Here is a 13883-nt window from a genome sequence, read left to right as displayed (position 1 = left end):
TGATGCGGACCTGACGGCCCGTCTATTTTTCGGGGTGGGTCAGCGCCTGATAGACGAAGGTGCGCGCCCGGTTTCGGAACTCGCTGCTGACGGGGTCCGCCAGACGCTGAATCATGCCGACGAAGACGATGTCGTTCTCCGGGTCGATCCAGAACCAGGTCCCGCCGCCGCCCCCCCAGCTCAGCGTGCCGCGCCCCTCGACCATGCCGATCCGGCGCGGATCCATGGCCACGGCGAAGTCTAGCCCGAAGCCGAAGGCGGGATTGAAGGGCAGCAGCCGCAAGGGATTTGAGACGGCCAGAACCGCATCCGGCACCACATTGGTCGACATCAGGGCGACGGACGCGGGCGACAGCACGCGCACCCCGTCCAGTTCGCCGCCGTTCAGGATCATCTGGCAGAAGCGGGCGTAGTCCGAGGCGGTGGACACCAGCCCTCCGCCCCCGCCCTCGAACGGCGGAGCTTTGGTGAAGTCGTTGATTGGCATGTCGAAGGCCTCGGTCGCCGGCTTCAGCCTCCCCGTCCCGTCGTCGCAATACATGGCCGCCAGCCGGTGGGCATTGTTCGGCCGCGTCTGGAAGCCGGTATCCGCCATGCCAAGCGGAGCGAAGATGCGGCTTTGCAGAAAATCGCTGAAGCTCTGGCCCGACAGCCGCTGGACGATCAGCCCCTGCAGGTCGGCGGCGATGGAATAGAACCACTCCGTGCCCGGCTGGAACATCAGGGGCAGTTCGGCGACGCGCTGGACCATCTGTTCCAGACTTTCGGCGCGCAGCACGCCGGCCTCGCGATAGGCGCGCTCCACAGGGTGGATATCGAACAGTCCGTAGCCGAAGCCCGCCGTATGACTGAGCAGTTCGCGCATGGTGGGCGGGCGGTGGGCGGGCGTCGTCTGGATCGCGCCGCTGGCGTCACGCCCGGCGAAGACGTTCAGATCGGCCAGTTCCGGCAGGAACCGCGTCACCGGGTCGTCCAGGCTCCAGCGTCCCGCCTCGAACAGGATCATCAGGGCCACGCCCGCGACCGGCTTGGTCATGGAATAGATGCGGAAGATGGCGTCGCGCCCCAAAGGCGCCTCGGACGTCAGATCGGCCTTGCCGTGGGTGTCGAAGGCCACGACCCGGCCGTGCCGCATCAACAGTGTGGCGGCGCCCGCCACATGACCCGCCTCGACCATGCCGGCCATATAGGCGTCGAGACGCCCCAGCCGTTCGGAATCGAAGCCGACCGCCTCCGGGCTGGAGGCGAAGGCCAGGCCGACTGCGTCAGCCATGCCCCGGTCCTTCCCGCGCGTCCGCCCGGCTGCGGCAGATGCCGATGAAGCCGTGCGCCATGAACTCGGCCATCCGCGCTTTGGCCGCCTCGAAGTCGTCGGACCGGCACAGGCCGTCCGAGAGCCGGTCGATCCGCCCGGTGCGCGCCAGGGTCAGGGTCAGGGCGCCCGAGACGAAATGATAACCCCAGAAGATGTCCTCGTCCGATGCGTCGGGCATGGCGTTCTTGAGCAGGCTGATCAGGCGGAGCACCACCGGGTCGTAAAGCCGATCCATGATCTCCGCGCCCCAGGCCGGCGTGTTGTTGATCTGGGCGCTAAGCGAGCCGAAGTTGCGCCACCCCTCCCCGCCGGTCGAATAGGTGTCCAGGTCGGTGTCCAGGAACGCCCTCAGCGCGCCCTCCACGGTCGGCTTGCCGTCCACCGACCGTTCATAGGCGTCCAGCGCATCCATCCGGCGGCCGCTGGTCACCGGCGCCCGGCGCGCCAGAACCTTGTCGAACACGTCCTGCTTGTCGGTGAAATAATAGTGGACCAGCGACTTATGGACCCCGACCTTATCGGCGATGTCCTTGATCGTGACAGCGGAAAAGCCGTTTTGCGAGAACAGGGCCTCGGCCGCGTCCAGCAGTTGCTCCAGGGTTTCGGCGCGCTGCTCGGCCTTGCTGCGCGGCTTGCGGGGCGACTTGGACATGACCACAACCTCAAGACGGGCCGGCGCGGTCCTTGGACGACGCACCGGCTCCATGACGGAAACGGCGCCCATCCTATGCGCCTCCATAGATGGCGCGAAGCTGCGTCTTGTCGATCTTTCCGGTCGCGGCCAGGGGCATGGTGTCGACCCGCACGATCCGGTCGGGAATCCACCAATCGGCGACCCGGCCCTTCAGACTGGCCGTCAGCGCGTGGTCGTCCAGCGCCTCGCCCTGCGCCGGTTCGATCACCATCAGGGGCCGTTCGCCCCATTTGCCATCCACCCGGCCGATCACCGCCACCAGACCCACCGCCGGCAGAGCGCCGACGATGTCCTCGATCTCGACCGGATTGATCCATTCCCCGCCCGACTTGATCAGGTCCTTGGACCGCCCCGCCAGGGTCAGATTGCCCGCGTCGTCCAGACTGGCCAGATCGCCGGTGTCGAACCAGCCCTGGGCGTCCACCGCATCGACGGCCGCCCCGAAGTAGCGGCGCGTGACGCTGTCGCCCCGCACCTTCAGCCGTCCGACCGTGTTGCGCTGGTCCGCCAGCGGCGCGCCATCCTCGTCGGTCAACAGCAGGTCCAGCCCCATCGCCGGCCGCCCCGATCCATGCGGCCCGCCGATATCGGCTGTCGGCGGCGAGATGGCGCCCAGCGGCGAAAGCTCGGTCATGCCCCAACTGGTCTGAACCACCACGCCCAGCCGGCTCTCCATCCGCCGCAGCAGAGCGTCGGGACAACTGGACCCGCCGATGATGATCCTTTGCAGACTTGGGGTCTCGCCCCCGACCGCATCCAGATGATCGAGCAGACCCAGCCACACCGTCGGCACCCCGACCGCAACGGTCGCTTCGTGCTGCTGGATCAGCCGCGCCAAGGACGCCCCATCCGTCGCCCGCCCAGGCAGGATCAGCCCCGCGCCCACCGCCGGTGCGGCGAACGGCAGGCCCCAGGCGTTGGCGTGAAACATCGGCACGGCCACCAGCACCCGGTCGCGCGCCGTCAGCGCCATGGCGTCCGCCTGAAGCGCGCGCAGGGTGTGCAGATAGTTGGAGCGGTGGGTATAGCCGACGCCCTTGGGCGCCCCCGTCGTTCCCGAGGTGAAACACAGACCCGCCAGCGTGCGCTCGTCGAACGCCCCCCACGCGACCGCCCGGCCGCGCTCCGCCAACAGGGTCTCCAGCGCATCGACGGGCAGGCCGCCTTCACCATCGTCCGTATCGCCATCCAGCAGGATCAGCCGTTCCAGCGAGGGGCACGCCGCCGCCAGATCCCGAGCCAGGTCGGACAGGCCGGCGCCGACCGCCAGCACCCGGTCGCCGACCTCGGTGATCATGGTCGTCAGATGCGCGACCGTCAGGCGCGGATTGAGGGTGTGGCACGTCAGGCCGACGCCCATGGCCCCGTACCAGACCTCCAGATGATGCTGTGTGTTCCAGGCCAGGGTCGCGATCCGGTCGCCTGGCCTCAGCCCCAGGTCCAGCAGCGCGCCCGACAGACGGTTGGCGCGCCGACGCAGGTCGGCATAGCCGAGCACGGCGTCCCCCGCCCCGCCCGCCGTCACGACCGTCTTGCGCCCATGCCATTTCGCGCCGTGATCCAGAAAACGATCCACGGTCAGGGCGTAGTCTTGCATGGGATCGAAGGCGGCAGGCGGCATACGCGAAGGGGTTCCGTGAGATCAGCCAGGGCGGCGGGACGACGACGTGCGCCGCCCGCCTTGGCGCAGGGATCAGAAGGTGCGGGTCAGATTGACGCCGTACTGTCGGGGCGGCCCGGCGTAGCGAAGCCCGGAGTTGATGGCGGCGATATAGGTCTCGTCCGTGGCGTTCAGCGCATAGGCCGTCCAGGTCCACTGGCCCGTGTTCAGCCGGACCGAGGCGTTCACGATATCACGCGCACCCAGCCGGTCGCCCAGCGCCGCATTGTTGAAGATGGTGGTCCAGCTTTCGCCGATATGGGCGTAGTCCACTCGCGGCGTCAGCGTCATGTTCGCCCCTATCGGGAAGGCGTATTCGATCCCGGCGTTGAAGGTGAACTCCGGCGCATAGCTCTTGGTGTTGCCCGCGATGTTGACGCAGTTGGCGCTGGCCGGTCCCGTGGACGGATCGCAGAGGCCCGTCCGTCCCAGACGCGGATCGGCGCCGAAGAAGTCGCCCATTTCAGAGTTGGACACCGACCCGGCGATGTCGAACGACAGCGGCCCGAACCGGCCTTGGGCCGAGGCTTCCAGACCCATGATCTTGGTGTCGCCCTGGACGTTCTGGATGCGGCTGATCTGGGGATACTGCGGGTCGCCTATGTTGACCTGGTAATCCTGATAGACGGTGTAATAGGCGCCGATCTGGGTGCGCAGTCGGCCGTCCAGCAAGGTCGACTTCCACCCCAGCTCGTAGTCGATCAGGTCTTCGGCGCCGAAGGTCTGGGCCGGACGATACAGGTTGGGCGCGTTCAGACCGCCCATCTTGTGCCCCGTCGCCACGAAGCCATAGACGAAGTTGGCGTCGTCCATCTTCCAGTTCACCGTGACCTTGCCGGTCACCTTGTCGTCCTTGACCTTGTCGTCCTGGAACAGAACGATCCCGAGCTGCGGATAGGTCGTATAGACGTCGTCGTTGGTCGACACCGAATGGGCGTAGCGCGCCCCGACCTGCAGCTGCAGCCGGTCGCTGATGTCGTAGCTGACCTGGCCGAAGACGGCGGCGGTTTCCTTGGGCGTGTCACCCCACAGGTAGATATCCAGGACGTTCTCGGGGAAACCGATCCGGTATTCGGCCGTGGGGAAGGTCTTGGCCGGGAAACGGGCCATGTCGTATTGATAATAGAGGCCCAGCAGCCATTTCAGTCGCTGCTGATCCGGCGAGATCAGGTTGAACTCCTGTGACCAGACCTCTTCGTCCAGTTGATCGACAAAGGTGTTGTTCAGCGCCGATGTGCCGTCCAGATCGGTGGCGAAGCGCGAGCGGCCGGCCTGATAGCCGGTGATCGACTTCAGCGTCATGCCGCTGTCGAACACATAGCTGACGTTCAGCGACGAGCGCACGAACTCGTCATGCGCCTCGTTCGGGCCGTTCGAGGTGATGTGGAACGGGTCGTTGGTCGCCAGCGCCGGATCGGCCGGATAGCCGCCCAGATCGATGTTGTTGTAATCGGTCTTCCACAACACCTTCAGCGCGTCGGTCGGCTGCCACAACAGGCTGGCGCGCACGCTGTTGGAATCCACCGCGCCCGGACGACCGCGATAGGGTCCGGTGATGGTGTAGAAGCTGTCGCGCGTCTCATGATTGAAGGCCAGACGCGCCGCCAGGGTTTCGCTGAGCGGCAGGTTGATCGCGCCCTGAAGCTTGATGTCGTTGTAGTTTCCGGCTTGGCCGAAAACATAGCCGTTGATGCCCGAGAAGTCGGGATTGCGCGCCGTGATGAAGACCGCACCCCCGGTCGCATTAGCCCCGGCGAAGGTGCCCTGCGGTCCCCGCAACAACTCCAGACTGCCGATGTCGTAATAGGGCTCGGTCTGGAAATAGGCCGGGAAGGCCGCCACGCCGTCGCGATAGGTGATGACCCCCACGCCCACGGCCGTCGTCGCCTCGGACTTGCCGATGCCGCGCACATTGAAGAAATTGCCCTGACCGAAGTTCTGAACCGTGGTGGACGGCGCCGCGAACTGCAGTTGGTCCAGGGACAGCACGCCCTTGGCGGCCAGGTCTTCGCCACTCAGGACCGTGGCGGCGACGGCGGTCGTCTGAAGATTGCTGGTGCGGCGTTCGGCGGTGACCACCACGTCGCCCAGAACGGCGGCCTTGTCCTTGTCCGCCTGGGTTTCAGCAGGGTCGGCCTGCTGGGCCTGCGCTGCTCCACCCCACAGAAGCGCAACGGCGGACGCCGTAATCCAGAGCCTGCGGCCCATGATCGATCCTTCCCGATGTTTCCTCGGCGCTCTTCGGCGCCATGACCGGACGTTCACACCGATCGCGCGCCTTGTCAACTTCACTAGTCGACGGGTGAATATTGACCTGTCGACCAACGCCGGGTCAGGATGCGGTCAACATCGGCTTCCGTCCGATGATTGTTTCTGGAGGAAGACCATGACCATCGACCTGAACGGCCGCACGGCCATCGTCACCGGCGCCGGCGGCGGCCTGGGTCGCACCCACGCCCTGGCCCTCGCCCGCTATGGCGCGAAGGTGGTGGTCAACGATCTGTCGCCCGATGGCGTTCACGCTGTGGTCGAGGAAATCATTCGGTCTGGCGGCGAGGCCCTGCCCCAGGTTTGCAGCGTGACCGATCGCGCCGCCGTCCAGTCCATGGTCGCCTCGACCGTCGATCACTGGGGCGCGGTCGATATCCTTGTGAACAACGCCGGCATCCTGCGCGACAAGACCTTCGCCAAGATGGACCTGGACGACTTCGCCGCCGTCGTCGACGTCCACCTGATGGGGTCCGTCAATGTGACAAAGGCGGCCTGGTCCCATATGCGCGAGCGGAACTATGGTCGGGTGATCTTCACCACCTCCTCTTCAGGCCTCTATGGCAACTTCGGCCAGGCCAACTACGGCGCGGCCAAGATGGCCCTGGTCGGCCTGATGCAGACCCTGGCGCTGGAGGGCGAACGCCATGGCATCCGCGTCAACTGCCTGGCGCCCAGCGCCGCGACCCAGATGACCGAAAGCCTCTATTCGGCCGAAGATCTGAAGGGTCTGTCCTCCGACCTGGTCAGCCCCGGCGTGGTCGCCCTCGCCGCCGCCGACGCCCCTACCCGCATGATCCTTCTGGCCGGCGCCGGCGCCTTCGAACAGGCCAATATCACCCTGACCCGGGGCGTCCACATCGGCGCCGCCCCCGACGCCGCCGACCAGATTCAGGCCAACTGGCCCCGGATCACCGACCGCACCGACGAACAGGTCCCCGCCTCGGGCGCCGCGCAATACAATCACGAGGTTCACCACCCGGATCGACGCGCATGACATGCTGGAAGATCGCGCCGATCCGGCAGCCTCTTCCGGCCTGATCGGCCAGAGTCTGGTGAGGGTTCTGGTTCTCCCTCCCCCCACCGCAACGCGAGCAGGACCATCCCGTCGCGAGGATCGACCCAGACGGCCTTGCCGCGATCGCGCACCAGGATCGCCCTGGCCTGCCCCACGACCAAGACGCCGCGTCCCTTTTTGTCGGGGAAGCTGACGCCCGAGACGCGCAGGTCCGGGTCGGCGGCCTGAGCGCGGGCCATCGAACCGCTGAGGAAGCTTCGCCCGTCCGGCGACAGCCAATCCAAAGTTGACAATTTTGATATGTTATAACATCACCTCCCGCTCGTTTTGGGGGGGCTTGCGTTGAGTTTTCGTTTCGTCACACATGCCATGGCCGCTGGCGCGGTGTCGGCATTCGCTTCAGGCGTATCGGCCGAGGATACAACGCAACCGCCCCAAGCCTTGCCTGAGGTGGTGGTGACGGCGACGGCGACGCCGCGCGCGCTGCAGACCGCGCCCGCCAGCGTGACGGTAGTGGACCGACAGGCGCTGTCGCGTCGACCCGTTCAGGACTTGACCGACGTGCTGCGCGACGTGCCGGGCGTGACGGTCAATGGCGCGGGCTTGACGCGGCGCGGGATTTCCATCCGGGGCATGCCCAGCGAACACACGCTTTTCCTGGTCGATGGTCGTCGTGTGAACGGCTCGGCCAGCGCCATAGCCCACGCGGATTTCGAGCTGAACTGGGTTCCAGTCGAGGCGATGGATCGGGTGGAGATCGTGCGCGGGCCGATGTCGTCGCTCTATGGGTCGGAAGCCTTGGGCGGGGTGGTCAATGTCATCACCCGGAGCGCGACCGATTCGTGGCGCGGCAGTCTGCGGGCCATGGGCGGGCTGCGCGAGGATGGACGCGGCGGCGAGACCTATCAGCTCGGCGCCTATGCCGGTGGACCGCTACTTCAGGACCGTCTGGGCCTCAGCCTTTATGCGGAATCGAAGGCGCGAGGCGACACGCCCCAAGCCCCAAACGCGCGTCTATCAGACCTCGAGGCCCGCGAGGCGCTGTCGGGTTCGGCCACGCTCAGTTGGACGCCGGACGCAGCCCAGCGGATCGACTTCACCATTCTGGCCGGTCGCGACGATCGATCGCGCAACACCGCGACCACAGCCGCGCAACCGGTCTATTACCGCTACGCCGATGCGGTTGATCGTCGGCAGTACGCCCTGTCGCATACGGGGCGTTGGGGCTGGGGTGACAGTGTGCTGCGCGCCTATCGCTCCACCCTGGATCGGACCAACACCGCCACCAACGGCCAGACGGCGTCCCGCCCGGTCGGGATGCAGGAAGACATCGTCGATGGGCGCGTCACGGCGGATCCCATCGCGGGCCACCGCCTAAGCGTCGGCGGCGAGTGGCGCCGCGAGGCGTTGCAGGACGCCGCCGCAGCCGTCTCCGGCGTTCTGACCAGCGAACGCTACGCCGTATTCGCCCAGGATGAGTGGGCGCTGACGCCCAGCCTGTCCCTGACCGGTGGCGCGCGTTTCGACCATCATGACCAGTATGGATGGCAGACAAGCCCACGGCTCTACGCCGTCTGGACGCCACTCGAAGGTCTTACCCTCAAGGGCGGCGGCGGCCGGGGTTTCAAGTCGCCCAGCCTGAAGCAACTGTCGCCCGAGTTCGTGACGGTGGCTGCGGGCGGTCGCTTCACCGTCTATGGCAATCCCGATCTGAAGCCGGAAATCGGCACATCCTATGAGGCGTCGGCGGAGTATCGCCGCGACGGCTGGGCCGTGCGTCTGGGCGGTTTCTCCAATGACATCGAGAATCTGATCGAAACGCGCTGCACGGCCTTCTGCGGCGTTCGCGGGCGCGAGGTGCGGTTGTATCAGAACATCAACGAGGCCCGGATCACCGGACTCGAAGCGGGCGCGGAGACCCGGCTTCCCGCCGGATTCAGCCTGCGCGGCGACTATACCTATCTGGACAGCGAGAACCGGACGACCAACCAACCGCTGTCGGAACGACCGCGCCACAGCGGCCATGCGACCCTGCGCTGGGAGCCCGACGATCACCGCTTCGTGCAGTTGCGCGGCGAATATGTGGGCGAGCAGCTGATGTTGTCGAACGCAGTTCAGTACGCCGTGCCGGACTATGCGCTGGTGTCGCTGGAAGGGGGGCTTCGGCTGGAGGAGAACCTGTGGGTCCGCGCCGGGGTGCAGAACCTGGGCGATGTGCGGCTGGCGAATGAATCGGCCTATTTCTCATTCGCCGAGCCTGGGCGGTTCTACTATCTCGGCTTCACGGCGGGGTTCTGAGCCCTTGCGGCGTATCCTGCAGACGCTGCTGCTGGCGGGCTTCTGGGCTTTCGTCGTCGTGGGCGGCGCGGGAGCGCAAACGGCCCCCGTTCTGCGGGTGAACGTCATCGGCAGCGACTTCGTCCTGCCGGCCAAATACGGACGGCTGGCCGGGTTCGCCGCGCCCGAGGGTGTGGCGGTCCAGGGGTGGTCGCTGTCGGCCCTGCCTGAGGCGACGGCGTGGAACGACGCCGACCTTATCCTTCTGGATACGCCGCGACCGGCCGACGTCGAGGCGGTGGAGGCGCGCATCGGAGAGGCGCTGCGTGCACGGGGCGGACCCTGGGTGCGGGTCGGCGGCGGTCCGCCGGCGTTCGGCGGCCTGCCGCCCGAGACGGGCCGCAGGATCGCGGCCTATTACGCCGCCGGAGGGCGACAGAACTTCACCGCCCTGTTCGCCTATCTGAAGCAATGGAAGATGGGCGACGACCTGTCGGTTCCGCCACCGGCCCCGCTGGGCGCGGTCGGCTATTATCATCCGGCGGCGTCAAGCTTTGCCGCGGCAGCCTTGCCGGCCTGGCTGTCGGCGCGTGCCGAACGTCCCCGCGCCGCCATACTGATCGGCGCATCAACGGTGGCGGATGACGACACGACCGTCGTCGACGCCCTGATCGCCGCCCTGGACGCCAAGGGGATTGATGGCGTGGCGTTGTGGTTCGACCAACGCGCGCCGCGGGGCCTGATCGAGGCCGTTCAGCCGTTGAGCCCCGACCTGCTGATCAATACACAGCACATCGTCGCCGGGGGCGTCGTCCGCGATCAACTGGTCGAACTGGACCTACCCGCCGCCATGACCTTTTCCTACCGAGAGGGCGACGCAGACGCTTGGCGACGGGCCTCCGCCGGTTTGAACAGTCGTTCGGCCGCGGCCCTTCTGGCGCCTGCCGAAACCTGGGGGATGAGCGATCCCATGATCGTTTCGGCCGTCGATCACGGCGCCCTGATTCCTATCCCCGAGCAGATCGAGGCCGTCGCCGCCCGCGCCGCGCGCCAGATCACCCTGCGCCGGACCCCGAACGGGCAGAAGCGTCTGGCGCTGATGTTCTGGAACCATCCGGGCGGGGAAGCCAATATCTCGGCCTCCAACCTCAATGCGCCGCGCAGCCTCGAGGCGCTGAGCACGGACCTGAACGCCGCCGGATACGCCATTCCAGCCCTGTCAGAAGCCCGCTGGATCGCGGCGGCGCGCGCCATGCTGGGCGCCTTCTACCGGCATGAGACTTTGGACGATCTGCCGTCGCAGGGGCTGGCCGTCACCCTGCCGGTCGCCCGCTACCGGGCTTGGCTGGATGGTTTGCCAGCGACCAGTCGCGATCCGATCCTGGCCCGCTGGGGCGATCCGGCGCGGCATTGGTCCGTTCGAACCGTGGATGGCGAGCCCGTCTTCCTGATCCCCGCATTCAGCGACGGCGCCTTGACCGTCCTGCCGCAGCCGCCGCGTGCGGCGCGCGTGGGCGAGGCCTATCACGATGTCGCCGCGCCGCCCGACCATCTCTACCTCGCGGCCTATCTGTGGGTGCGGGAGGTTAGTCAGGCGAACGCCGTGATCCACCTGGGAACCCATGGCACGCAGGAGTTTCTGCCGGGCAAGGATCGCGGTCTGGCGGTCACGGACCACGCCTTCCTGGCGCTTGGCGACCTGCCGGTCATCTATCCCTACATTCAGGACAATATCGGCGAAGCCACCCAGGCCAAGCGCCGTGGTCGCGCCGTCACCGTCAGCCACCAGACGCCGCCCTTCGCCCCTGCGGGATTGAACGACGAACTCAAGACCCTGCACGACCTGATCCACCAGTATCTCCAACTCGACGAGGGCGGGGTGCGGGACGCGGTCGCCGACCAGATCCTGCGCCTGGCCAGCGCGCGTCATATCGATGCGGACATGGGCTGGACGCCGGCCAGGGCGCGAGCGGACATGCCGGTCTTCCTGGGCGAGTTGCATGACTATCTGCACCAGGTCGGCGGGGCGCCGACGCCGATGGGCCTGCACACTTTCGGGCGCGCGGCGTCGCCCGACCACCGGCTGATCACCGTGCTGCAGCAGTTGGGTCGACCCTTCTTCGACGCCTTGGGCGAAACCGAGAGCGAAACCCTGGCCCAAGACGAAGCGGGCCTTCACGCCAGCCGCGCCTTCACCGTCCTGAAGGCCTATCTGCGCGACGGCGCCCTGATCGAGACCGCCGATCCGGCCCTTCGCGAGCAACTGACGCGCGCGCGCCTGCTGGATCGGCGCCTGGCCGACACCGGCGAGATGGAGGGGCTGCTCCAGGCGCTTGGGGGGCGTTTCGTCCGTCCCGGCGAAGGCGGCGATCCCATCCGCAATCCGGACGCCGTAGGGGGGCGCAATCTCTACGCCTTCGAGCCGGACAAGATGCCGGCCTCGGCCGCCTATGCCGCTGCGGCCGGCGCCCTGAAGAGTTTGACGGACGCCTACGCTGTCGAGCATGACGGTCGCCCCCTGACCAAGCTGGCGATCACCCTGTGGTCGTCCGAGACCATCCGCACCCTGGGCTTGCCCGAGGGTGAGATCCTTCACGCGCTGGGACTGCGTCCCCGGTGGGACGAGGGCGGGCGGGTCGTCGCACTGGACATCATTCCGGCGTCGGAGCTGGGTCGCCCCCGCATCGATGTCGTCGTTCATGCGACCGGCGTCTATCGCGATCAGTTCGACGGCTTTCTCAGGCTTCTGGCCGATGCCGTCGATCGCATCGTCGCCCTGGACGAGCCGGACGATCCGGTTGCGAAAAACAGCCTTATCGCCGCCCGGCGTCTGATGACCCAAGGGGTCGCCGCCTCAGAGGCCGCCGCGCTCGGCCGGGCCCGCATCTTCAGCAACGCGCCGGGCGATTACGGCAGCGGCCTGCCCGAGGCGGTGCGCGATACGACGGGCTGGGACGATCCGGCCACCCTGGCCGACCCCTTCCTGGATCGGCTGGGCTATGTCTATGGCGCAGGTCGCTGGGGCGCCAAGATCGAGGGCGCCGACGTCTTCGCCGCCCAGCTGGCCGGGGTCCAGGCCGCCGCCTTGTCGCGCTCCAGCAATCTGCACGGGGTCCTGTCGACCGATCATCCCTTCGAATATCTGGGCGGTCTGTCGCTGGCCATCCGACGGGCGGGCGGGGCCGCGCCCTCGCTCTACGTCACCGATGCACGGGCGGGCGCGCCGCGTACGGTCGCCGCGCGCGACTTCCTGGCCGCCGAGATGCGCAGCCGCTACCTGAACCGCAGCTGGATTCAGGCCATGCAGGCCGAGGGCTATGCCGGGACCCTGGCCGTGGTGGATCTCGCCGACAATCTGTTCGGCTGGCAGGCGACGGCGCCGGACATGGTTCGGGCGGACCAATGGCAGGCCCTGCATGACGTCTATGTCCGCGACGAGCGGGGCCTGGGCGTTCGCGAGTGGTTCGCGACGAACAATCCCTCGTCCGAACGCCAGGTGTTGAACCTGCTGAAGGACGCCATCCGCAAGGGGTTCTGGTCCCCCGACGATCAGACGCGCCGGGAACTCGATGCGCGACTGGCCCAGATTGACGCCTCGGCTTCACGCGCCGTTGTCGGCTTCGGCCGGGACGCCGCGACACCGCAGTCGGCCTCGATGGGGCTCCGACCTGCGTCCCGGCCCGCGTCCGATCAGGCTAAGGCGAAAGCGCCCGCTAAACCGACGCCAGACACAGTCAGCGGCCAGGTCTTGGAAAGAATCGCCCCCCAACAGGCCCAGCCGTCGCCGTCTCCTTGGGGCGCCCTGGTTCTCCTTCTCGTCTTCCTCTGCGGCGGCGCCAGCCGTCTTGTCATCCGTCGAAAGCTCGCCCATGCCCCAGTTTGAAGCCGGCCTCTATCAGGTCTCCAGCCTGTTTTTGATCCCGGCCCTTGTCCTGATCCTGGCCGCCCTGGTTTACGCCGTCTTCGCCCTTGGCGCCTTTCTTGTGGAAGGCGTCCAGCGTCGCCGCGCAGACTGGCGCTCCTCCCTCTCGCGCCGGCAGGCTCAGACGGATGCGGCCAGCGACGATCTGGAGCTGATGATCCTGAAGGACCTCGAAGGCCTTCGCATCGTGTCGCGCAGCGCCCCCATGCTTGGACTGGTGGCCACCATGATCCCGATGGGGCCGGCGCTGCTGTCGCTGGGCCGAGGCGATGCGTCCGGCGTGGGCCAGAACATGGTGGTCGCCTTTTCCGGCGTCACCCTGGCGCTGATCGCCGCCAGCATCGCCCACTATGTCCTGACGGTGCGCCGACGGTGGCTGCTGCAGGACCTGCGCGCCATCGAACGCGCGCAAGAGGCCCGCTGATGCGGTTCCTGGACGAAGACGACGACGACCCGATCACCTCGGTCGTCAATCTGGTGGACCTGTTCGTGGTCATCATCGCCATCCTGCTGGTGGTGCTGGTCCAGAACCCGCTCAACCCGTTCAACGCCCGCAATGTCGTCGTGATCGAAAACCCCGGCCAAGCCCATATGCGGATCACGGTGAAGGACGGAGAACAACTGACCCGCTATGAATCCCAAGGTCGGATCGGTGAGGGCCAGGGCGAGAAGGCCGGGTCCGCCTATCGGCTTCCCAACGGCAATCTGATCTACGTGCCGGAATAGGCG

The 13883-nt window shown here is 67.1% G+C and carries 9 protein-coding genes; 5 read left to right on the top strand and 4 right to left on the bottom strand.

Annotated elements, in window-relative coordinates; genetic code table 11:
• Window positions 1-22: 22 nt before the first annotated feature.
• From ACYX4P_RS07450 to ACYX4P_RS07435, 4 genes are all read right to left on the bottom strand, one after another.
• Complete coding sequence (locus tag ACYX4P_RS07450) at window positions 23-1273, bottom strand: serine hydrolase domain-containing protein (protein WP_248117366.1); 1251 nt, start codon at window positions 1271-1273, stop codon at window positions 23-25.
• Window positions 1266-1967: a TetR/AcrR family transcriptional regulator gene (locus tag ACYX4P_RS07445; RefSeq protein ID WP_248118044.1), complete on the bottom strand. Its 702-nt coding sequence runs from the start codon at window positions 1965-1967 to the stop codon at window positions 1266-1268. The genes ACYX4P_RS07450 and ACYX4P_RS07445 overlap by 8 nt, the downstream gene beginning before the upstream one ends.
• A 73-nt stretch (window positions 1968-2040) precedes the next feature.
• The gene (locus ACYX4P_RS07440) at window positions 2041-3630 is read right to left on the bottom strand and encodes an AMP-binding protein (protein WP_248117368.1); all 1590 of its coding nucleotides are present in this window, start codon (window positions 3628-3630) and stop codon (window positions 2041-2043) included.
• A gap of 72 nt (window positions 3631-3702) precedes the next feature.
• Window positions 3703-5877, bottom strand: coding sequence for a TonB-dependent receptor (locus ACYX4P_RS07435; protein ID WP_248117370.1), 2175 nt, complete (start codon window positions 5875-5877; stop codon window positions 3703-3705).
• 178 nt (window positions 5878-6055) lie between these two features.
• Between ACYX4P_RS07435 and ACYX4P_RS07430 the strand changes: the two genes are divergently transcribed.
• The 5 genes from ACYX4P_RS07430 (at window position 6056) to ACYX4P_RS07410 (ending at window position 13880) form a co-directional block, all read left to right on the top strand.
• A complete protein-coding gene (locus ACYX4P_RS07430) occupies window positions 6056-6934 on the top strand; it encodes an SDR family NAD(P)-dependent oxidoreductase (RefSeq protein WP_248117372.1) in 879 nt (292 codons plus the stop codon).
• A 390-nt stretch (window positions 6935-7324) separates the two neighbouring features.
• Window positions 7325-9253: a TonB-dependent receptor domain-containing protein gene (locus ACYX4P_RS07425; protein ID WP_248117374.1), complete on the top strand. Its 1929-nt coding sequence runs from the start codon at window positions 7325-7327 to the stop codon at window positions 9251-9253.
• Between the two features lie 4 nt (window positions 9254-9257).
• The gene (gene cobN, locus ACYX4P_RS07420) at window positions 9258-13115 is read left to right on the top strand and encodes a cobaltochelatase subunit CobN (protein ID WP_248117376.1); all 3858 of its coding nucleotides are present in this window, start codon (window positions 9258-9260) and stop codon (window positions 13113-13115) included.
• Complete coding sequence (locus ACYX4P_RS07415) at window positions 13102-13578, top strand: MotA/TolQ/ExbB proton channel family protein (RefSeq protein WP_248117378.1); 477 nt, start codon at window positions 13102-13104, stop codon at window positions 13576-13578. Before cobN ends, ACYX4P_RS07415 begins: the two co-directional genes overlap by 14 nt.
• Complete coding sequence (locus ACYX4P_RS07410) at window positions 13578-13880, top strand: DUF2149 domain-containing protein (protein WP_248117380.1); 303 nt, start codon at window positions 13578-13580, stop codon at window positions 13878-13880. Before ACYX4P_RS07415 ends, ACYX4P_RS07410 begins: the two co-directional genes overlap by 1 nt.
• Window positions 13881-13883: the final 3 nt, after the last annotated feature.

Source organism: Brevundimonas sp. ABV4_179 (assembly GCF_056311945.1).
The sequence above is the reverse complement of the archived record's forward strand: the minus strand, read 5'-3'. Positions and strand labels throughout refer to the sequence as shown.